Origin of the sequence: Pedobacter psychrophilus (genome assembly GCF_001652725.1) — a bacterium.
Lineage (GTDB): Bacteria > Bacteroidota > Bacteroidia > Sphingobacteriales > Sphingobacteriaceae > Pseudopedobacter > Pseudopedobacter psychrophilus.
In genome coordinates, this window is record NZ_LWHJ01000011.1 from 446,806 (window position 1) to 467,588 (window position 20,783).

The following is a 20,783-nucleotide window of genomic DNA, read 5'->3' on the forward strand; positions in this document are numbered from 1 at the left end:
AGTTCCATTTTACATTTGGCAAAATCTTGTCAATATGTGGTTTGAGTTTTAATGCTTGTTTATTTGTTTTTACACTTGTTTTGAAAACGAAAATCATTTTTCCTATTTGTATTTGCCATTATTTATCGCTTAATCATCCAACCCTTTTCCGTCAAGTATTTTCGGAATATATTTTTCAACCCTTTCGTTTCTTGTCTTGGATTGTTTGGCTGATGAAAAATATAATAAATACCCTTTTTGTCGTCCTGGTGTTAGGTTGTCAAATGCAGTTTTTAATTCGGGCATTTCTGTTAAAGCTATCTGAAATTCTTCGGGCATTTTAAATTCCGTAGTCTTTTTCATTTCCACTTTTACGCCAGACTTTTCAACTTCAATGGCATTTTTGATGTAAGATTTGATAATAGAAGTTTCCGTAGTTATTTCTTCAAGGTTTGTAAAACGTATTTGTCTTGCCGATTGCACATTTTTTGTTTGTTGTATCAAAATGTTTTTAGGGTCTTTCATAATTGCACCTTTCATAAAAAGTAAGGCACAATAATCTTTAAAACCGTGAATTAAAAGTACATTGTTTTTGTCAATAGTATAACAAGGACAACCCCATTTCAATTCTTCAGTTAAATCAAAAGAAAGTACAATTTCTCTCAACTCTTGATAGGCTTCTTGCCATTTAGTTGATTTGTCAAAAAACCAATTTACTTTGGGGTTCATATTTTAGTTTTTTGGGTTTAACTGAATTAGTCTTCGGTCGGCTGGTCTTAAATACCACGAAATAACTGTCAAACACATAAACATAAATACTGGCAATGCTTCTAAAATTCCATCCCCACTTGCAAAATGAGAAACAACTCCTCCTGAAAGTAAAAAGAATAAACCTGAATAAGCCCATTCTTTTAGTAATAGGTATTTAGGAATAAGTATTGCCACCACTGCAAGTATTTTCCATAAACCTATTATAGTCAATAAATAAACCGGAAAACCTAAATGTACAATACCGTCTACATTAAAACTCGCTCTGTAAAGTTGCCCGCTTCCACCAAGTGTCATACCAAAACATAAAAAGCCTGTTACTGTCCAAAAGGCGATGGTTTTTGATTTTTTATTTTCCATTTTGTTGATGATTTAAATTGTTAAAAAGTTCTTGAAGTCTATTATGTGCCATATTTAAGCCGTTTGCAAAAGGTAATTTTAATTGTTCTGCCCGATGTTTTTCAGATTTGTAAATCATTTGCATTGTCAATTTGCTTGATTTATCTGTGATGCTTTCAAAGTCCAAAAATTCAATTCTAATCCCATCGAGTAAATTGTCCATTTCAAATGTTCTTGTTATATTTTGATTTTTCTTTATTTGATGGATTGTTCCGTTAGCCTTAAAAACTACTCTTCCTTCTCTTATGGTTTCAAACTCAAAACTTCCGTGATTTTTATTTACAAGTTTTATCACTTTCAATCCCATCCATTGTTCCAAAAATTCAGCTTCGGTATATGCTTTAAAAAGCAATTCAATTGGCAAATCAAATTCTCTTGTAATTGTAATTTCTTGCTTGCCTTTTTCGGCAATTATTTTTGTTTTTTGTTCCATTATTTTTTATTTTTTTGCCTGATAGGTTTTCATAACTGCTTCTAATTTGTTGAATTTGTCTTCCCACATTTGTCGGAAAGGCTCTAAAAATTCTGCAACTATTTTCATTTTATCTACATTAATTTCATAATGAATTTCTCTGCCGTTTTGTTCCTGTTTCAGCAATTCACATTCTATAAGTATTTGTAAATGTTTTGAAACCGTTGGTCTTGCAGTGTTGAAATTGGAAGCAATTGCACCTGCTGTCATTGCCTGAGAAGTCAATAACAGAAGTATTGCCCGTCTGGTTGGATCTGCGATTGCCTGAAAAACGTCTCTTCTTAAATTCATTATGTAGTCATTTGACTTCAAAAGTAAGCGTAGTTATTTAACTACGCAAGTATTTCTGAAATAATTTTTTGGAATAATAGAAAATGGCGATAAATTTTTTAGATAGGATAGCATTTGAATGATAGCTAACCCATATATTTCTCTAATAGGCTTTTATGTCAATTTGTTTAAGATTGCTCGGAGTGTTAAGATTATTATAAAGATAATTATCGTATTAAGGCAATTTATTTAAAACTTTATTTGTTAATATTCTATAACGGTTTGAAGCTGTAAGAAGTTGGCGATTTGGAAGGAATAAACTGACACACCATTAAATTTGACACGAAGCACATAGCCACATTTACCCACTGAATCGCTGATTTCTTATGGCTGCTGTTAAGTGCTAGCATTTTCTGTCTGTTGTTGCTTTGTTTCCAATATTTACTGATTATTTTAAAGCGTTAGCTGTTAAGTTCCTTTTTGTAGATTCAAATATATGGCTCAATTGCTAGCCCGTCCAAAACCAACTGTGTCCCTATAGGTTTGAGGTGAAATGTCGGCGTTTGTTTTGAAGAAACGGCTAAAATAATATTCATCCTGATAGCCGAGTTCGTAAGCAATTTCCTTAATAGCTTTGTTAGTCAAATACAATTCTCTTTTAGCTTCAATTACGATTCTTTCAGAAATTAAATCTGTTAAAGTTTTATTGAAATGCGTCTTAGTAATTTTAGCCAATGCACTTGCTGAAATGTTTAAACCCTTAGCGTAATCACTTGCCGAATGTTTTGTCTTGAAATCTTTTTCAATAGCATCTTTCAAATTTTGAAGTATGAAAGGTTCTTTTAGTTTAGATATTGCTTTTAATGCTTGAGGTTCTTGCTCTGTTTTTATTCTTGAAGCTGTGATTAAAAATATCTTCAGTAAAGAAATTAGAAGTTCATATTGAGCTAGGGCAGGATTCTGCATCTCTTTTCTCATTTGGTCCATCAACATTTGAAATGTACATGCTGATTTTTCATCAATTGTTATAAATGGCGGGTAATAAATGTTATTGAACAAAACGCCATTGCAAGCCACTTCGGCCTGATGCTTATGTATGCAAAAAAAATCAGGATGGAATTGTAAAGCAAATCCTTTTATTGTTTTGCTAGAAGAAAGCATAAAAGGTTGATAGGGCGAAAATGAAAACAAACTGTTTTCCGAAAAAACATACTCCGAAAAATCAGCTTTTAATTTTCCTTTGCCATGGGTTAGCCAAATAAGTGAGTAATAATTATTACGTTGGACGTGGTCAAAATAACTGTCATCATCAAACGAAAATAGCTTAAATGCTAAGTTGCCATTTTGAGGATTAACCAACGTAAAAACGTTTTGTTCTGTCATCATATAAAGAATTATTTTAGCTTGCGTTCTGTTTCATTTATAGCTAAATCATTGATACTTGCAAAACGTTTTTGCATATACCCGTTTTCATCAAACTCCCACAGTTCGTTGCCGTAGCTACGAAACCATTGGCCTGAATGGTTGTGCCATTCGTACTCAAAACGAACAGCCATTCTATTTTCACGAAAGCCCCACAACTCTTTTTTTAATTTATACTCTAATTCCTTTTCCCATTTATTTTTTAGGAATTTCTTTACTTCTTCTCTGCCGTTGATAAAGTCGGTTCTATTTCTCCATTCTGTATCAAGGGTGTAAGCCAAACAAACCTTTTCGGGGTCTTTGGTATTCCATGCATCTTCGGCAGATTGAACTTTTTGCAAGGCTGTTTCCATAGTAAATGGAGGAAGTGGCAATCGTTTATTTTCCATATTTTTGATAATTAAAAAAGAGGCTAATTTTAAAGTATAAACTTAGCCTCTTTAAATGATTAAATAGCTTTTGCCAAGGGAAAGTCAATCTCTACATTTGTAATTGCATGAACGTAATTCATTGCTGTTTTTTCAGCAACTAAAAAGACCAACTCAATTACTTGACTTTTTGTGAATCCTGCACTTATAAATGCTTCAATTGTTTCTGTTGATGCAAAACCTTTTTTCGCCGTAATTTCTTTTGCAAGCACTACCAAAGCATTCAATTTGATGTCAAATGAAGCATTACCTTTTCTGATTTCTATGGTCTGCTCTTCAGTTAAGCCATTCATTGTGCCTAACAAAGTGTGTGCTGATTGGCAATAGTGACATTCATTTACCTGACTTACTACTAAATTTACAGCTTGTTTTTCTTTATTTGAAAATGAAGTTTTTGCATTTTGGAATAGAAGATAATTACCTAAAGCATTCTCAGATATTGCCATTACTGCATACAGGTTTGGAACCATGCCTAGTCCTTTTTTTAGATTATCAAAATTTTCTTGATTTTCTGCAGATACTTCTCCTCTGCTTGGAACTTGAAAAGTTATCATCTTATACGTTTTTAAATTTAAGTCATTATTGACAATGCAAATATGGGATGACCTAAAATATTCTAAAATGGAGGATTACCGCCTGATGATGGACGATTTTTTCAAACTTCCAATTGTTGCTGGTGTCTTCCCTACGATTGGAACTTACGTTTTACGGCTTTGCGTCTGTTACGAGCTTTAATACAGTTTATCTTCTGTTAAGATAATATTTCTCGCGAAAGAAAAACGTCCTAATTCGCAATTGTGAAAAAGCTATTAGTGGTACGTTAATCTTTTTGTCAATAATCATTTCTTATTAAACGCTGGCAAAATATATTTTTTAATGAGTTCGTCACTTGGTGATTGAGAATTATAATTTCCGCCTGTTATGACTGTAACCATATTTAGCTCTTTCCACACATATATTTTCTGCCCACCATTTCCCTGTGCTCCAAAAGAATAATATTTCACTCCGTCAGCTTCCAAATATTTATTCCACCATAAGTAACCATAATTTACGCCTTGCACTACGGAATGTTTTTTTAAAGATTGTTCTACCCAATCTTTAGAAATGATTTGGTTGTTATTCCAAATTCCTTTATTGAGATAAAGCAATCCAAATTTTGCCATATCTCTTGACGTTAAATATACTTGACAAAATGTTTCAACACTTGATTTGTCTGGTTTAAAATTCCAAACATAATTTTTAATTCCAAGAGGATTAAAAAGGTTCTCTTTTGCAAATTCCGATAACGTTTGTTTTGTAGCTTTTTCAATGATTTTTCCTAGTATAATTGGATTGCCTGAACAATACATTCCTATTCTTCCTGCACTATCAAGCATTGGTAGATTTAAGGTAAATTTTACCCAATCATCTGTTTTAGTCATTGTTGTTTCGTTGCCAACTGATTGAGGATTGCTTACATCACAATCAAGTCCGCTTTGGTTTGTCAAAAGATTTTCTATTGTGATTTTTTTCTTGCTATCAGTGTTGTTTTCGATTGTATATTCGGGAAAATAAGACAGTATAGTTTCGTCTTTACTTTTGATAAATCCTTTGTCTAAGGCAATTCCTGTTAATGCAGAAACAAAACTTTTGGTTGCAGACCTTAGTTCGTGAAGTTTGTTTTTATCGTGTTCGTAAAAATATTCTTCAAACACCAAATTACCGTCTTTGATAATCAAAATGCTATGAACATTTGGGTATTGACCATCAATGACCTTTTGCATCATTTCATTTAATAAATTTTTGTCTAATACGGTTTTCGCAACATTTGCTGTAATTAATCCATCATTAATTTGTTTGGGTGTCTGATAAGAATATTTGTTATTTTGGTTTTTTAAAGGTCTTGGATACCACAGTTTTTTTGGAAACTTAATATTTTTATTCAATAATTTTAAGGTATCATTTTCTGCGTAATAACCTGCAATTTTATTTTTTGTGTTTCTAAAAAATGTAACTTTTTCTTTTGACATATTCGTAAAAACATCTTTTTCAAATGGTGTAAGTGAATATTTGCTTTCGTTAATAATAGCGTATAATATGGTGTCTTTTGGTGAAGCTGCAATTTGTAAAGTACCATTATTGATGTATTCAAAAAGTCCTTCATATTCTTTGAGTTGAGAATAAGTTAACGTATATTTTTGAATGTTTTTTGGAAGTGGAATATTTCCTTCTTGTGCAGAAACAATATTCAAAATGCACATTAAAAATATAACGGTTATTACTTTTTTCATTTTATAAATTTTATATAAAATTGCGTTAGATTCTTGACTATGTATCGATGACTCTAACTTATATATATGTTCGATAAAAACACTTATAGATCTCGGTTTTTGTTTAATTGTGTGAGTATTAGTATCATAAAATTAATTAAATAATTTGTGTGAAAAGGCAAATATTTAAGTGTTATCGTTAAAATTGATTAATCTTTTTTTAGTGGATAAAAGAAACTGTTTATTAAGAAGTGCGACATAACCTGCAGGACATGTTACGCTTTGCTAACATTACGAAAAGCTGGGTTTATTAACCACCCCCTACCCCCGCGCGGGGGGGATATCTTGCAAATGGTTTAAATAACTTTTAGTTTTGTTTATTTCAGCCTCTGTTGTTTTGATTTTTTCTTTATGGTTAAGGACGATAAGCCACATATATGCGATTTGCTAACATATAAAGCAGCATTATGAAATGAGTTTTTTTAATTTTGAGGAAATTTTGAAGTTATTTTGCCTTTATCGTCCAGAAATAGAATTTCTGCGTTTCCAAGAGAATCAACTTTAATTTGCAATCTCACATTTCCCTTGGTATCTGAAAGGTTTAACACTGCATCTTTATTTACATCTTTACCTATAAAAACTCTGTTTGCAAATGCTGTTTCAGAATTTTTAGGAAACCTTAATTCTTCCAATCTCTTTTTTCTTTCAATCTCATCTGGAATTTTTTCAGCTTCTTTATATTCTTTTCGCCATTCTGCGAAATTTGGATCTTTGTGCCAGTCGTCTACATAAAGGCCAGTTTTCTTTGAGCCATTATCATCTAAATATTGTAGATATAAGACTTGGTTTTGATCATACTGGTCAAAAGAAAAATGACCTGATGCAAAATATTCTCCTGTTTTAACATCTTTTCTACCTGTAAAAACAAGGCCACCACATTCAGTTAATTCATCATTAAAAAAAATTAAACCAGGTCTTCCTCCTTCTTTTAAACCATACGTTTTTCCATGCATCAGGTTTGCAGGTGAGTTTTGAGAGTTAGCCAATACTAATCTTGTTTGTCCATTTGGTTCTACAATTGTTAGTTTTTTCGCTGTTATTTCATTGAATGTTTCATCTTTATTATAAATAAAAGAAAACAGAAAAAAACAAACGATTACAATTGTAAGTGCGTAGAAATTGATTGTAAGTAATTTAACTTTCTTCTTTAAAATTAAAATTTCTTGATTTTCCATATAAAAGTTTAAATTTTGTAATTTGCTTTTACATTTTTTGTTAAAGTTTTGTGGCTTATTGAAGGAGGTGTTCTCCAGCACTAAACTTCATTATAACACAAAGTGTGATGTAGCAATAAACTATAATATAATCAACAACCCAGCTTTTTGCCCAAGTCTGTTGTTATTTCATTTTTCGGTAGTTGAGATTAATTTATTGTCGTCATACAATTCTGTTTTTAATAACGACCCAGCTTCATTGTAGTATGTCCAAATTCCGTGTTTCTTGCCGTTTAACCAGCTCGTTTTTCCTTTCAACTGTCCATTGTAGTAGAAAACTCTAAAGATTCCAATTGGAATATCTAAATTATAAAATTCTTCCTGGCGTAAAACACCATTATCGTGATAATATTCCCAAAGTCCATGTCCTTTACCGTCAAGCCAATAAGCATTAAATTTTAGCTTTCCGTTCTCATACCAGTCTTGCCATAAACCATTTGGAATTCCATCTTTCATTGTTTTCCAAGTTTTGAGCTTACCACTTGGATAGTTTTCAGTTAGAAAACCTGTTAAAGGTTTGCCTTGAAAGTTTATAACTTCTACTCCATTGTTAGTTGTTTTTTGTGTTTTTGAAACATCTATAACAGTTTGTCCAAAAGAAATCAGAGACCAAAACATAATGAAGAAAAAAAGAAAAATTGATTTCATATATTTTTGTTTTAATTGTTAAAAAGGGTTTCAAAATTTAAATAAGCTGTTTCAATGAAAAAGACATTCCAAATTCCATCTTCATTTGGTTTTTTTTTAAACTCTCTGCCAAAAAAGAAATACTTACCGTCTGGCGAAAATCTTGGGCTACTTTCTTCGGCTTTTGTATTCACTAAGTTTCCTATGCTTTTCGCCTTTGTCCACCCATTGGATGTTTTTTTGGAAATAAAAACGTCTTCTCCTCCTACTCCGCCTTCTGCTTCATAAGAATTGAAAACTAAATATTGACCATCTGGCGAAAGCACTGCAGAATACTTCCAAGATTTTTCATTTTGAAATAATCCTGTTATTTTTTCAGGTTTGGTAAATTCATCTCCTTTTTTAGTCGTCTTATAAACTTCAAGTACTTTATCACCACGAAGCATAGTTGTATAAATAAAATTTTCATTGTCAAGGGAGAATATAAAGTTTTCATTTGATGATGGCCATTCTTCTTTGACTTCCTGAACAGCATTTATGTTTGAATTTAATGGTTCTGGACTACCCCACTTATTATTTATCCATTCAACTCGCCAAATATTCATATCAAAGTTTCCCTTGCTCGGTCTGCCTTCAATTAGTCTGTCTGAGCCGAAATATAAAGTTTTTTCGTCCCGAGAGAAAAATGGGGTTTCGTCTCTATCTGTCGAAAATGGTAATTGTATTGACTTTGTCCACATGTCATTTTCAAAATTCGTCTGCCACAATTTTTGTTTCTCGCTACCAGTTCTGCGAGTAAAAAATGCAGTTTTGCCGTTTGGTGCAAAACAAATGTCAAATTCACTTGCTTCATCAGTCGAAATTATTCCTTCTGCAAATTTTTCAGGGATTGATATTGTTCTGTCAGAATATTTTAAGGGTTCATCTGTCTTTTTGATTGTTGAACAAGCCCCTAATGTCAGAAATAGTAAGAAAATCGTGTTTGTTACTTTCATTATAATACGGTATCGGGTTTTTTAAAATGACGCACAACTTATAAATATGTACTATAAAACGCCCTATATCTCTATTTTTATTTTATTGAAGGAGTATGAGAAACATAAAGTTAATTAAATAATTTGTGTGAAAAAGCAAATATTTAAAGCTTATTATGAACAATTGGTTAATCTTTTTTTAGTGGATTAAAAAAACTGTTTATAAAGAAGTGTGAAATAACCTGAGAGACATGATACGCTTTGCTAACATTACGAAAAGCCTAGTTTTGATAACTTGCAAATTTGATTAAAAATGAACCGGCTTTTTGCAAAACGCTTGTTTGCAGTAGTATTTTCTATTTTTTTGCTTTTTTTAATTCCTCTAAGCATTGGTCAAGTGGTTTTCCCTTCTTATGAACACAATCACAAAAATCACATCCAACTACTACGTTCTTTGTGTTTTTAAACTGTTCTTTACAATCTTTAAATGAATTGTGAGGCATTGTGTCATATGCAAATTCAGTGATGCCAATTGTTAAAATGATTGTTACTAATATTGACGAAAAAAAGATGAAGGGAAACACAGTACTATATTTTACAGGCTTTACGAACAAAGAGTAATTTGAAAATTTTTTAAAGGGTAAAATATATTTAAGTCTATCATAATGCCACCCCAACAGGAATAAATTTGCTAATACCATTAAAGGTGATGTAACCAAGGATCCTTCAAAGCGAACTGCAAATGACAGAATACATATATTTAATATAATTGGAAAATATAATAAAGCACCTAATAAGACAGTTCCAGGAATTAGCAATAAAATAGCCGCAATTACCTGAGCAACACCAATAAAAGTGTAATAGTATCCTGTGTGATATAACGCTACAAGATATGAGCCCATAGGATGAATTTCAGATAAACCATTTGCAAATCTCTCACCTAAAATTTTTACCATACCAGCAGCAAAAAAAGCGAAGGCTAAGGAAACCCGACAAAAAATTGAAAATAACCAGTACCATCTATTTCCCTTTATTGCAAAATAAAATTGTTCAAATTCGTATAAAGTATTCATAATTATTATATTCTACTCACGTTTTGCAGCTATAAGAAGTTGGCGATTTAGAAACACAAAACTATCTGCCAACCCAAAGCTTTTTACTAAGCACAAATCTTAAATTGACCACTGGACCATCAATTGTTGTGGGTGCTGTTATCTGCTGGTCTTTTTCTACTTCATTTGCTTGCCATTCTTTTTATTTTCATCTGCCTTGAAATAGTTGGCAAGACGCTTCAAGTTACATTGAACGACTGAATCACTAACTTTTAGTGGTTTTCTCCTGTCCAGTTTATTTAGTCCATTCTGACCAAGGAATCACAAAAGGTAAAACTAACACCCAAACTAAGAAAAATATAGCCATAACAGATGGATAAGTTTGATTTTGACGTATTGCAGGAATTGCAACAACTAAAAGCCAAGTGCTTTTGTAAATCAGTTGCAGTAATAAAACTGGAGAAAATGTTAATGGATGCCAGAGGCCTAATAAAGATAATATGGCAATGGCAAGCCATAAGCAACCTATAAGCTTAATGACATCAGTTGTTTGATATGAATTTTGGAAAATTGTTGCAGAGGAAAATTTAGGGAAAAATAATGAGGAAATGCCGATGTAACCTGCAACAATTATGTTAGCGAGATAAGTTAATAGTATTATTTTCATTTACTTTCAGCAATTTGTTTAATTTTATCCATAACGATTGGTAACATTGCCCGATAATTTTTACCAAGTTTACGTCCTAAAATCTTTTTTAAAATTCCTGTAAACTCAACATTATGTGTAAAATATGTTTTGTCATTTTTCACTGCCAATGTACGTTTAATAATAAGCCATCCAAATGGTATTTTAGTTTTGAAAGTATAAGATTTATTTGGTTCAATTTCGCTAATGATGAATTTTGATTTTGGTCCTTTATAAGGAATTAGCTTACCCTTTGTACCTACAGCAAATTCTCCTTCAAGCACTGCTTCTTTTAAACCTTCATCCCATTGTTTCCAGTTTTGAACGTTAATCCATACTTGCCAAATTTTGTGGGTTTTTGCTGAGGTACTGTCTGTATGACTAAATTGATAATCAGTTTGTTGGGATTTTACTGTCATTGCGAATAGCATTAAAATGATTAGAGATATTGGCCTCATTTTTTTGATTTATTAAACGATGATGCAAAACTCCCTTTTAATTATTTTAATCTACTACACCTATGTTAAGTTCGATGAGTGGATACCATCTTTTTTCTAATTCTGCTTAATGACTGTGGAGCAATCCCGAAAAAAGAAGCCAAATATTTCAAAGGTACTCTTTGAATTAATTGTGGAGTGGTTTCTATCATTTTTCTGTAACGATTTTCGGCCGTTTCGGTTTGTATTTCCTGTAAAATTTCTTCGGTATAAAATTGTACTTCCTGAATAAGTTTACGAATAAAGGTATTCCAAGATTTAAGTTCAAAAAGATCGTTTGCTTTTGTCAAAGTTGTTTGCCATATAACCGATTGCTCAATAGCTTGTATGTTCTCAGTTGCTGGTTTTTCGGCTGTAAAACTCACTTGTGAAGTAAAGCAGTAAGGTGCTTCTGTAAAGAATTTGGTAATCTCATTACCGTCTTTGATAATAAAATAGCGTAAAAGTCCACTTTCGATAAAATACAAGTGTCTGCAAATTTTACCTTCTTGTAAAAGAATTTCGTCTTTTTCAATTATTCGTTTTTCAAAGCACACAGAAATTTGCTTCCAGTTTACGTCTGAAAGTGTCGTGTATATTTCAATGAATTGTCTAAATGAGTCCAAGTTTCTAGTTGATTTTTAGTTGGATTGTCGGTCTTTTAGCCTTGCAGGTAACGATTGGCGAATTTGTATTGTAATGGCTTAGAAAGCAAAAACTTGTCTACCCGTATAAACTTAGTTAATTGTGATGAAATAACGCAAAGCAGTTCTGCCATTATAATACAAATTTGTGGTTACCTGCTGCTGCTTTCAACTTGTCAATGTTTTCAAGTAAGGAGAGATAGTTTTTTCTCTGGCCTTCTGTAATCCCTAACCAACCTCCATTTCTCTAAAGTGTCGCTAAGTCATTTGTGCTTTTAAGAGAATTAAAGTTTGGTATTAATTTTTCTGTAATTATTTCAGCAATTTCATTTGCAGAGCGTTCAGCAGCATTTCGACTGTCAATAGTCCACCACTTGTCTTGATTGTCTTCGAGATAATTCCCAATTCTTCTGTTATAATGTCGTTGATGTTCAATTGGTAGACTTATATCGTCAAGTTTTGAAATAAGTTCCGATGCTATTTCAGTATTTATAGTTAATTTAAGGACGTCGACGTCGAACTTTGACTGCTTTGAATACCAATGAAATAGGTCAAGTCTCCATTTGAAAAGTTAAAGACATTTCCTTTCTTTTTGAAATGTAGCACCTTTAGTTTCTCGGATATTTTATCTAAAATTATCTTTTTGTAATCTTTCGAGTTCATTCGGTCTGTCTTTGCAGTTGCAGGTAACTTGTATATATGTAGTATTAATTTTCCATAATAAAACCTAATTCTGTTGTATTACGGAATGTTTTTGTTTTTTTATTACTCATATAATTATTCTATAAATCATCAAACGAGCCGATTATTAAATCATATAACCTACAACAAAATTAAGGAGCTTAGCTATAAATTATCTTTTTATAATAGAACTTTTATCTGAGCTGGCTCTGTTACTATTATTTCTGGTTTATCCTTAAATGCTATTACTTTCCCACTTACTACAATCTTTTTACCTTTTAAAAATTCTTCCGGGGCATAACTAAATTTGCTTCGATCTTCATCTTTGATCATAAGGGTTAATGATGAATTTGGATAAACACCATCTATATTGAGCAGCGTGATTTTAGAACTTTACAACCAGCGGCCGCCACTCACCGTTCCATAAACTTTAACAGTTTCGTTGTAATGGTTAATAGCTTCCTTTGCAGGGATGCTATCCAAAAATTGGGCTGAGGCAGGAAAAGCAAATCCTGTTAATAATAGTAAGAATAAGTATTTACACATAGTTAAATATCTATATAATTTTAGATTTATTTTGAGTTTAAAACTCTTTTCTATTCTTTAATCCGAAGTGACGCTACGCTGAACACTCCGGACAGTAAGGGCTTTTTTTGTTTAAAGGTTGGGTGGTGAAACTTGAAAATTTTGGTATTAAGCGGATAAAAATCGTTAATTATTTCATTGTACGAGATTCACTTAGCAAACATCTCAAATAACAGGAATAGCATATTATGAAATTATAATTTTCTTCTACGTTTTTTAAATTCTTTAGAACCTCCAATTAGTGGAATTCCTCTCCATGTGTATACTACTTTGTTTGATGTGCGAAACATTGTTTGTTTCTGTTTTCTTAATTCAATTTCGTCTTGTTTTCTAAAATCATTTATGAATTCCTGAATACGCAAAGACCATTCTCCATTTGTTGTTGCCTTTATGAAAGCTTTTCTTGAAAGCTCAGCCACTCTTGCATGCATCCCAACTTGTGGAAATAGACAGTAAAGATTATTTCGCAATCCTGCGGAATCTTCTAATAATCCATCTCCCCGAAAATCAAAGATAATAGGTACTGAACTTTTAAGCCAAGCTTCTGGAAAACAATACTCTGGAAACCAAATCTTAAATATTCCTGATTTTTCTGTTTGATGTACCTCGCTAATTCCGTCTTTTTTCCACTCTTTAACAAAACGAGGGTAATCTCTTTTTAGACGTGTGCCATCAACTACCCAAACCATGTTTTTATAAAACTGTTCACGTAAGGTACGTTCATGATGATGAATATTCGAATGTTGAAACTCTAAAATGAGATTATGAACTGTACGAACATCTGCAATATGTTTTTCGCCTGTTGTTTCATTAAGTAAAGATATTTCTTGCCAATCAGCTGCATAGTTGTTTTTCCAGGTACGGTGCCATTCTGTTTCTGGCTCCCACCAGTTGTCGCAATCAGTTTTACTTTTATGTGCCCAATGCCATATTTTTCTTGTGCCACATCTTGCAATAACAGGTTTCGAACAACAAGAACACAAACCGTTAAGTCTCGGTTGAGCTTCTATTCGATTATTACCTAATATTGCAAATTGCATATTTTATTTTTTTTGAGCTTTTTCTTACGACCTTTCTTAAATCTGTCAAATAACGTTTTGCTAATTTGTAAAGAAATGGTATGGCTTGCAGAACTATTTTCATGCCTTACTAAATTAAATAGATAACTGATGAATTATCGAAAACAACATCTGCCATTTTTTGCAAATTTGCTTTTTCCAGTAGCTTTTCTTTTTACGTTTTAATTTTTCAAATATGCAAATTGTCGATTTGTTACTTTCATAACTTGAATTGTTCTTGTGTTCCAAATTTGAGTTACTTGTACTACCGCTACTTTAATTGTAACTTTAATTGGATCAACTGTGTTGTCGTTAAGTAATGCAAGGTAAACCTTGCCCTTTAATGGTGATTTCATTTGCGAAGCTTCGTTTACAACATCACCTCTTTTATATTGCATAAATGTTTGGCCAGCATTAAAAAGGGCTACACTGTTAGCGTCACTTAAAAACCAGTATTTTACATTGTCTTCACCTTGAACTTTGTTAAAATATGAAACACCTGTTAAAGCTAAAGCAGCCATTGGACCATAGCCTGGCATTTTTGAAATCGAAGAAGCTGCATTTTGAGTAAAATTGATTCTGGCATTATCGTATTCACTTTTTCCTTCACTTCCAGTTCCAATGTAAAAGCTCCAAGATATTGTGTTAGCAGGTAGCATAAAATCTATAACTTGTGAATTTTTGTTTCCATTTATAGCATTGGTAGAAGAAATTTGAGGATTACTTGAATATATTTCTTGTGCTGTTGTGTCGCTTTTTACTAAATATTTTTCTAGCGTTGGTATGTATATTGTGTCTTGAACTGTCCTCCAATAAACAGAAGAATTGAAATTTTTTGTCTCTTCACTAGCAGGAATTCTTTGAATTTTCACTTTACAAATTCGTCCACCAATTGCATTATTTAGAAGTCTGAATTTATAAATTCCTGTTCTTGTAATATTCAAGGTTTTGTTTTCGATTTTGGTTGATTTATAGTCCATGAATTTAGATGAAGTAGGGAGCTCAATAATTTCAATTTCTTTCAATTCTTTTCCATTTACTTCTTGAAAATTAAAAATTAATTGGTCGCCTTCTGAAAAACCATAATATAATATTTCTTCTCCACCAAGTCCATCTACTTTTAAAGTTGTTTCAGTTATGTCTACTACCGTTTGTCCCAAAAGTCTAGTTGAAAAAAGTCCAATTGTTAGGATTAGAATTGTCAGTTTATTCATTTTATGTCGTTTTTTAAAATTACTGGTACTTAAATAGTATATGCTGTAAAACCGCAATATATCTCTATTTTCGTTTAGTTGTGGGGGTGTTAGTTCATAAAGTTAATTAAATAATTTTTTTGAAAAACCAGCATATTTAAAGGTTATTTTGAGCAGTTAGTTTACTTCTTCTTTAGCGGATTATCAAAACTGTTTATTAAGAATTCCTGCATGGCCTGCGTTACATGGCGAACGGCTAAGTAATATTAAGTGCTTTGTACACGGAGCTGATATTAAACAATTGATATTTTTTAATATATTATTTAAATTTAGATATTTGCTGTATTAAAGGTCGTTAGGGTTTATAGTTTACCATTTAGGATGGTAGTATTATAAGGCTAACGATTTTTTTTTAAATGTCCCTTAATTTTACGGCTGTGTAAGTTGATTACTCGATTTAAAAATTAAGGGTTTTTTATTTGTAATTATTTAAGCTTTGGCGGGTTTTAAATAGATTGTTGGAAACTGATTAAAAATCCTTAATTATTTATTGTGTATGATGTGTTTTGCTAAAATCTCCTATAGTTGGAATAATGAGTTTGAGAATTTAAAATTATAATATGGTTTAATTCAATTCTTTATTCAAAATAGTACTTTTACTCTAAAACAATCAATTTATTACCCCAATTTTTTCGACTTATATTTTTTATCTTACAATTTTTATTCGCTGTACTTCAGGTTCAAATCCAGCATATCTTAAATTTAAACTCTAAATGGTAATTTCCTTCATCACTTTATTAGAAAAAATTAATAAAGCATATAGGTTAATTAAGCCGAAACGGCAATCACTGGACGCCTTCAAGAGAAATTTCAATGATCTTTTGAAAAATATCAACGAACAGGAATCGGAGGAAAATATTAAAGGTCATCTAGTTAATTTTTTACGGGATACCTATTATAATCCAACTCATTTAATAGCTACAAAAGGGCGGGCAGACTTAGCAATCCATTTAGATAATAATGCTAGTGCACCAGTTGGAGTTTTATTCGAGGTAAAAAGGCCTTCCAATAAAACGGAAATGATTACAAAAGAGAATTTGAATGCAAGAAGCATGCATGAATTAATTCTATATTTCTTACAAGAACGCTTAAACCATAAAAATAATTCCCTTACTCATCTAGTAATTACCAATGTTTATGAGTGGTTTCTATTTGATGCGACCGTTTTTGAAAAAGTTTTTAAAGAAAACACTCAATTACAAAAGGCGTTTAAAGAATGGGAATCGGGTCAAAAAACAAGCTCAAAAACAGATCTTTTTTATAATGAAATTGCCAAACCTTTCTTAGACTCTTTGGATAAAGATATAAGCTTTACTTATGTTGACATTAGAGAGTATATTCCATACTTAGAAGGCAAAAAGCAAAATGATGTAAAACTAATTCCTTTGTTCAAGTTTTTTTCGCCAGTAAATTTGTTAAAGCTGCCTTTCAGCAATGATAGTAATTCTTTAGATGCTGGTTTTTACAAGGAGCTTTTACATATTATTGGTTTAGAGGAGGTTAAAGATAAAGGGAAAAAGGTTATTCAACGTTTGCCAACGGAAAAAAGGAACGAAGGTTCTATGCTTGAAAATGCAATCAATATTTTGCAAACGGAAGATGCTTTGCGGAAAGTGCCCAAACAATTTTTATTTGGAGAAACAATAGAAGAGAAAATTTTTAGTCTTGGACTGGAACTGTGCATTACATGGGTAAATAGAATTTTATTTTTAAAATTATTGGAAGCGCAATTAATAAAATACCATCAGGGCGATTCAAAATATAGATTCCTAAATATTCAAACCATAAATGACTATGACGAACTATATAAATTGTTTTTCCAAGTTTTGGCAAAAGAGCCTAAAGAGCGCACAGCTTTAATACAAAAAAAGTACACACATATTCCTTATTTAAACAGTTCCTTATTTGAAATTTCGGAACTGGAAGATATTAGTATTAAAGTTAATGCACTTGACGATAACCTGTATATTGACCTTTACTCCCAGTCTGTTTTAACTAAATACCATCCAAAAGGAAATAAGGTTCAGCCGATTAATACCCTACATTATTTTCTTAATTTTTTAGAAGCTTATGATTTTGCATCTGTAGGTAAAGAAGAGGTGCAAGAAGAGAATAAAACAATTATTAATGCAGCTGTTTTGGGTTTGGTCTTTGAAAAAATTAATGGTTATAAAGATGGCTCAATTTATACTCCTGGTGCTGTCACTATGTTTTTATGCAAGGAAACTATCAGAAAAGCAGTTGTCCAAAAATTCAACGAAACTTATCTGTGGAAATGCCAAAATATTGATGATTTAAAAAATCATTTATCAGATAAAAAAAATAGCAGCGATATCTTAGAATTTAATAAAGTTTTAGATTCCGTAAAAATTGCGGATCCAGCAGTTGGCTCTGGTCACTTTTTGGTTTCAAGTTTAAATGAGTTAATTGCCATTAAAGCAGAATTAGGCATTTTGGCCGACGAACTCGGTCATCGTTTGAACGATGTAGATGTAAGTATTGCGAATGATGAGTTGGTGGTTTCTTACCACCGAACACAAGATTTTTTTGAATACAGTGTAAACACAGACGCAAATGGGAAACATCGTATTGCACCAGAAATACAGCGTATCCAAGAAACATTGTTTAACGAAAAGAGGAAGTTAATAGAGGGAAGTTTATTTGGTGTAGACATCAATCCAAATTCTGTAAAAATATGTCAACTCAGATTGTGGATTGAGTTATTAAAACATGCTTATTACCGTAATGAGGAAAATTTCAAGGAACTTGAAACCTTGCCAAATATTGATATTAATATTAAACAAGGCAATTCTCTGTTAAGCAAATTTAAGCTAAGCGAGGATTTAAGTGAGGTATTTAAAAAGCAAAAGTTTGGTGTTTTAGATTATCAGCTTGCAGTAAGTACCTATAAAGAAGCGCCTAACAAATTAGCAAAAGTTGAATTGCTCAATTTTATTAAAAGTATTAAAGAGCAATTTAAGGATACAGTAAGTCGCAGAGACCCAAAAAGAAAGCGTTTGTCTGAATTACGTGGGCAGTTAAGTTTGGCGCAAAACAATTTTGATTTATTTGGCAAAAAGCAGTCGGAAGACCAAATGGAGCAAGAAGTTGCCAAACTGAATAAGCAGATTGAGAAATTTGAAAATGAAATTATCGAAATAGAAAATAATGCTGTTTATAGAAGTGCTTTTGAGTGGCGATACGAGTTTCCAGAAGCTTGGAATGATAAAGGAGAATTTGAGGGTTTTGAAGTAATTATTGGAAATCCTCCTTATATCCAATTGCAGAAAATGGGTGCTGATGCAGATGTTTTGCAATTGGGAGGATTTAAAACCTTTGCTCGTACTGGCGATATTTATTGTTTGTTCTACGAGCAGGCAATACGTTTGCTAAAACCAAATTACTATTTCGGATACATTACATCTAACAAGTGGATGCGGGCAAATTACGGAGTTGCTACTAGAAAATTTTTCTTGGAAGAAAGTAATCCTTTATTGTTGATTGATTTTGGAGGTTACCAGGTTTTTGAATCAGCAACGGTTGATACCAATATTCTTATTTCCCAGAAGGCAGATTACAGCGGGAGTACACAAACTTGCTTAATTGGAAAAGGATTAGATAGTCTAGAAAAAATGAGCGATTTTATTAGACATGCTATTACTGTTCAAGATGGATTTAATTCTGAAAGAGGCTGGGTAATTCTTACAGAAATTGAAGCGAGAATTAAGAGGAAAATCGAAGCTAATGGAATACCACTTAAAGACTGGGATATTAATATTTACCGAGGGATTTTGACTGGATATAATGAGGCTTTTATTATTGATGAAGAAACAAAAAAGGATTTACAAGCCAAATCTGGTTCGGCAGATTTGAGCGAAATTATACGTCCGATTCTTTTAGGTAGAAATATTAAAAGGTTTAGTTATAAGTGGGATGGGCTATGGTTGATAAATACACATAATGGTATTAAGGGTGCAATGCAGAGAATTGACATTGAAAATAACTATCCTGCTGTATACGATTATCTTAAACAGTTTCTTCCTCAGATAGAATTAAGATGTGATCAGGGTGATCATTGGACAAATCTCCGAAACTGCGCTTATTTAGAAGACTTTAATAAACCTAAAATAGCTTGGGGTAATCTAGCTTTAAAAGGACAATTTGCTTTTATTGAAGAGCCGATGATGATAAACGCACCTTCTCCTTTCTTTGCCACAGATAACATTTACATACTTGCTTTGCTAAATTCTAGTCTTGCTGATTTCTATATAAAGCAGTTAGGCGTAACTAGAAACGGGGGATACTTTGAATATAAACCAATGTATGTCGAACAGTTTCCTATTCCTTTAGTTTCAAGCGAGATACAGGAAAAATTTATTAGAAAAGTGTTTGAATTGAGGGAGAAGCATGTAATAAAAAATAAAGTTGAAAACGAGTTAAACCAAATGGTGTTCGATTTGTATGAATTGACTATACAAGAAAAAGAAACTATAGGCTTTGTTGAGATTTAAAATAAATTTCAGATTTCTCTTCTTCCGAAATTTGATAGTACTTTAAGAATAACTCATCAATCATTTTCATATTCTCATTAGCTATTGAGGATTCTAAATATATAAGGTCTACTAAATCATATATTATCTGTTCATCAAAGTGAGAAACTTTAGGTATTGGTAATTTTTCAAGAAATATTTTCTTATATCTAATTCCATCTTCGCCCAAGCCACCCCCAGCATAAAATTTCTTATAAAAGTATAAAACTAGGTCAGAGTTTAGGGCTGCTAATATATATTTTAGCTTCTTTCCAGTCATAATAAAGCAGGTATCATTGACTATCATTTTATTAAAATCTAAGCAAAATTGAGGTTCTCTAACAATTTCAGAATAAACTAGTTTCTCTTCATCGAATTCTTTATAATACGTATTAGCACACCTTTGAAGGGCATACCATTCATATCTAATTCCTGTTTCCGCTTGGTTTCTTTTTACTAATTTATCCTTAAAACCCAGAAGGTGATTATAGATTGCTGGATATTTGGCTATGAAAGCTTGCTCTGCTAAATTAGATGATCCAGTGATTGAGGGGTTTTCATGTAAAGGGAAATGCCATGGAATAAATAAAAGCCATTTATCCCCAAACTCAATATTATTCTTTCTTATGTCCTTGCCGCGTAAAATCGGACGTATAATTTCATCAGCTTCTGGAGATTTTTTTAGTAGTTCTTCCCTCTTTGCTCCATCAATAATAAACGCTTCGTTGAAGCCTGTTTTGATTCCATAATTTATTTGTATATCCCAATTTTTTAATGGAGTGCCAACCGCTTCAATTTTGGCTTTTATTCTCGCCTCTATGTCACTTAAAACCACCCAGCCGTTTTCAGCGGAAAACCCACTGGTAAAGTTTGAACCCTGTCTAACAAAACCGCTCCATTAACACTTAATTTATTCGTAAACATTAAGTGATCCATTCATTTTTCATAATCTTGTTCT

At 32.0% G+C, this 20,783-nt stretch carries 22 protein-coding genes; 1 reads left to right on the top strand and 21 read right to left on the bottom strand.

The annotated features are described in order from the left end of the window. Positions 1-129 precede the first annotated feature (129 nt). From A5893_RS02580 to A5893_RS02660, 20 genes are all read right to left on the bottom strand, one after another. Positions 130-708, bottom strand: coding sequence for a YdeI/OmpD-associated family protein (locus A5893_RS02580; RefSeq protein ID WP_068820975.1), 579 nt, complete (start codon positions 706-708; stop codon positions 130-132). A gap of 3 nt (positions 709-711) precedes the next feature. Continuing rightward, complete coding sequence (locus tag A5893_RS02585; protein ID WP_068820976.1) at positions 712-1,107, bottom strand: DoxX family protein; 396 nt, start codon at positions 1,105-1,107, stop codon at positions 712-714. Beyond that, on the bottom strand, positions 1,097-1,579 hold the full coding sequence (locus A5893_RS02590; protein WP_068820977.1) for an SRPBCC family protein: 483 nt from the start codon (positions 1,577-1,579) through the stop codon (positions 1,097-1,099). The genes A5893_RS02585 and A5893_RS02590 overlap by 11 nt, the downstream gene beginning before the upstream one ends. Positions 1,580-1,585: 6 nt before the next feature. Next, on the bottom strand, positions 1,586-1,909 hold the full coding sequence (locus A5893_RS02595) for an ArsR/SmtB family transcription factor (RefSeq protein ID WP_068820978.1): 324 nt from the start codon (positions 1,907-1,909) through the stop codon (positions 1,586-1,588). A gap of 480 nt (positions 1,910-2,389) precedes the next feature. Further along, positions 2,390-3,271: a helix-turn-helix domain-containing protein gene (locus A5893_RS02600; protein ID WP_068820979.1), complete on the bottom strand. Its 882-nt coding sequence runs from the start codon at positions 3,269-3,271 to the stop codon at positions 2,390-2,392. 11 nt (positions 3,272-3,282) lie between these two features. Further along, the gene (locus A5893_RS02605; protein ID WP_068820980.1) at positions 3,283-3,699 is read right to left on the bottom strand and encodes a nuclear transport factor 2 family protein; all 417 of its coding nucleotides are present in this window, start codon (positions 3,697-3,699) and stop codon (positions 3,283-3,285) included. A gap of 59 nt (positions 3,700-3,758) precedes the next feature. Further along, positions 3,759-4,292, bottom strand: a complete 534-nt coding sequence (locus A5893_RS02610) for a carboxymuconolactone decarboxylase family protein (protein WP_068820981.1) — start codon at positions 4,290-4,292, stop codon at positions 3,759-3,761. Between the two features lie 285 nt (positions 4,293-4,577). Beyond that, positions 4,578-6,008 (bottom strand): serine hydrolase domain-containing protein, encoded by a 1,431-nt coding sequence (locus tag A5893_RS02615; RefSeq protein WP_068820982.1) that lies wholly within the window; start codon positions 6,006-6,008, stop codon positions 4,578-4,580. 461 nt (positions 6,009-6,469) lie between these two features. Next, positions 6,470-7,222 (bottom strand): hypothetical protein, encoded by a 753-nt coding sequence (locus A5893_RS02620; RefSeq protein ID WP_068820983.1) that lies wholly within the window; start codon positions 7,220-7,222, stop codon positions 6,470-6,472. 168 nt (positions 7,223-7,390) lie between these two features. Beyond that, the gene (locus A5893_RS02625; protein ID WP_068820984.1) at positions 7,391-7,909 is read right to left on the bottom strand and encodes a toxin-antitoxin system YwqK family antitoxin; all 519 of its coding nucleotides are present in this window, start codon (positions 7,907-7,909) and stop codon (positions 7,391-7,393) included. 11 nt (positions 7,910-7,920) lie between these two features. Continuing rightward, positions 7,921-8,883 (bottom strand): PD40 domain-containing protein, encoded by a 963-nt coding sequence (locus A5893_RS02630; RefSeq protein ID WP_068820985.1) that lies wholly within the window; start codon positions 8,881-8,883, stop codon positions 7,921-7,923. 335 nt (positions 8,884-9,218) lie between these two features. Beyond that, entirely contained in the window at positions 9,219-9,935 is a 717-nt protein-coding gene (locus A5893_RS02635) for a hypothetical protein (protein ID WP_068820986.1), read from the bottom strand. Between the two features lie 274 nt (positions 9,936-10,209). After that, a complete protein-coding gene (locus A5893_RS02640; RefSeq protein ID WP_068820987.1) occupies positions 10,210-10,581 on the bottom strand; it encodes a hypothetical protein in 372 nt (123 codons plus the stop codon). Then, the gene (locus A5893_RS02645; protein ID WP_198342241.1) at positions 10,578-11,018 is read right to left on the bottom strand and encodes an SRPBCC family protein; all 441 of its coding nucleotides are present in this window, start codon (positions 11,016-11,018) and stop codon (positions 10,578-10,580) included. The genes A5893_RS02640 and A5893_RS02645 overlap by 4 nt, the downstream gene beginning before the upstream one ends. A gap of 104 nt (positions 11,019-11,122) precedes the next feature. Then, on the bottom strand, positions 11,123-11,701 hold the full coding sequence (locus A5893_RS02650; RefSeq protein WP_068820989.1) for a Crp/Fnr family transcriptional regulator: 579 nt from the start codon (positions 11,699-11,701) through the stop codon (positions 11,123-11,125). A 265-nt stretch (positions 11,702-11,966) separates the two neighbouring features. Beyond that, positions 11,967-12,212, bottom strand: a complete 246-nt coding sequence (locus A5893_RS18265; RefSeq protein ID WP_157687455.1) for a DUF4304 domain-containing protein — start codon at positions 12,210-12,212, stop codon at positions 11,967-11,969. Positions 12,213-12,580: 368 nt separating this feature from the next. Continuing rightward, the gene (locus tag A5893_RS17600) at positions 12,581-12,733 is read right to left on the bottom strand and encodes a hypothetical protein (RefSeq protein ID WP_157687370.1); all 153 of its coding nucleotides are present in this window, start codon (positions 12,731-12,733) and stop codon (positions 12,581-12,583) included. Between the two features lie 60 nt (positions 12,734-12,793). After that, positions 12,794-12,946: a hypothetical protein gene (locus tag A5893_RS17605; RefSeq protein ID WP_157687373.1), complete on the bottom strand. Its 153-nt coding sequence runs from the start codon at positions 12,944-12,946 to the stop codon at positions 12,794-12,796. Between the two features lie 233 nt (positions 12,947-13,179). Next, the gene (locus A5893_RS02655; protein WP_068820990.1) at positions 13,180-14,025 is read right to left on the bottom strand and encodes a competence protein CoiA; all 846 of its coding nucleotides are present in this window, start codon (positions 14,023-14,025) and stop codon (positions 13,180-13,182) included. Positions 14,026-14,225: 200 nt separating this feature from the next. Next, complete coding sequence (locus A5893_RS02660) at positions 14,226-15,257, bottom strand: hypothetical protein (protein WP_068820991.1); 1,032 nt, start codon at positions 15,255-15,257, stop codon at positions 14,226-14,228. Positions 15,258-16,009: 752 nt separating this feature from the next. Here A5893_RS02660 and A5893_RS02665 point away from each other — a divergent pair. Beyond that, positions 16,010-19,807 carry a DUF7149 domain-containing protein gene (locus A5893_RS02665; protein WP_068820992.1) on the top strand — a complete coding sequence of 1,266 codons (3,798 nt, stop codon included), beginning with the start codon at positions 16,010-16,012 and terminating at the stop codon, positions 19,805-19,807. Here A5893_RS02665 and A5893_RS02670 read toward each other — a convergent pair. After that, the gene (locus tag A5893_RS02670) at positions 19,785-20,660 is read right to left on the bottom strand and encodes a TaqI-like C-terminal specificity domain-containing protein (RefSeq protein ID WP_068820993.1); all 876 of its coding nucleotides are present in this window, start codon (positions 20,658-20,660) and stop codon (positions 19,785-19,787) included. The two genes, A5893_RS02665 and A5893_RS02670, sit on opposite strands and share 23 nt — an antisense overlap. Positions 20,661-20,783: the final 123 nt, after the last annotated feature.

Coding starts and splice junctions, on each gene's coding strand:
- A5893_RS02625 (WP_068820984.1), bottom strand. CDS start 7,909: ATGAAATCAATTTTTCTTTTTTTCTTCATTATGTTTTGGTCTCTGATT.
- A5893_RS02660 (WP_068820991.1), bottom strand. CDS start 15,257: ATGAATAAACTGACAATTCTAATCCTAACAATTGGACTTTTTTCAACT.
- A5893_RS02645 (WP_198342241.1), bottom strand. CDS start 11,018: ATGACAGTAAAATCCCAACAAACTGATTATCAATTTAGTCATACAGAC.
- A5893_RS02585 (WP_068820976.1), bottom strand. CDS start 1,107: ATGGAAAATAAAAAATCAAAAACCATCGCCTTTTGGACAGTAACAGGC.
- A5893_RS17605 (WP_157687373.1), bottom strand. CDS start 12,946: ATGTGTAAATACTTATTCTTACTATTATTAACAGGATTTGCTTTTCCT.
- A5893_RS02620 (WP_068820983.1), bottom strand. CDS start 7,222: ATGGAAAATCAAGAAATTTTAATTTTAAAGAAGAAAGTTAAATTACTT.
- A5893_RS02590 (WP_068820977.1), bottom strand. CDS start 1,579: ATGGAACAAAAAACAAAAATAATTGCCGAAAAAGGCAAGCAAGAAATT.
- A5893_RS02640 (WP_068820987.1), bottom strand. CDS start 10,581: ATGAAAATAATACTATTAACTTATCTCGCTAACATAATTGTTGCAGGT.
- A5893_RS02605 (WP_068820980.1), bottom strand. CDS start 3,699: ATGGAAAATAAACGATTGCCACTTCCTCCATTTACTATGGAAACAGCC.
- A5893_RS02595 (WP_068820978.1), bottom strand. CDS start 1,909: ATGAATTTAAGAAGAGACGTTTTTCAGGCAATCGCAGATCCAACCAGA.
- A5893_RS02630 (WP_068820985.1), bottom strand. CDS start 8,883: ATGAAAGTAACAAACACGATTTTCTTACTATTTCTGACATTAGGGGCT.
- A5893_RS02600 (WP_068820979.1), bottom strand. CDS start 3,271: ATGACAGAACAAAACGTTTTTACGTTGGTTAATCCTCAAAATGGCAAC.
- A5893_RS17600 (WP_157687370.1), bottom strand. CDS start 12,733: ATGATCAAAGATGAAGATCGAAGCAAATTTAGTTATGCCCCGGAAGAA.
- A5893_RS02615 (WP_068820982.1), bottom strand. CDS start 6,008: ATGAAAAAAGTAATAACCGTTATATTTTTAATGTGCATTTTGAATATT.
- A5893_RS02635 (WP_068820986.1), bottom strand. CDS start 9,935: ATGAATACTTTATACGAATTTGAACAATTTTATTTTGCAATAAAGGGA.
- A5893_RS02665 (WP_068820992.1), top strand. CDS start 16,010: ATGGTAATTTCCTTCATCACTTTATTAGAAAAAATTAATAAAGCATAT.
- A5893_RS02610 (WP_068820981.1), bottom strand. CDS start 4,292: ATGATAACTTTTCAAGTTCCAAGCAGAGGAGAAGTATCTGCAGAAAAT.
- A5893_RS02655 (WP_068820990.1), bottom strand. CDS start 14,025: ATGCAATTTGCAATATTAGGTAATAATCGAATAGAAGCTCAACCGAGA.
- A5893_RS02580 (WP_068820975.1), bottom strand. CDS start 708: ATGAACCCCAAAGTAAATTGGTTTTTTGACAAATCAACTAAATGGCAA.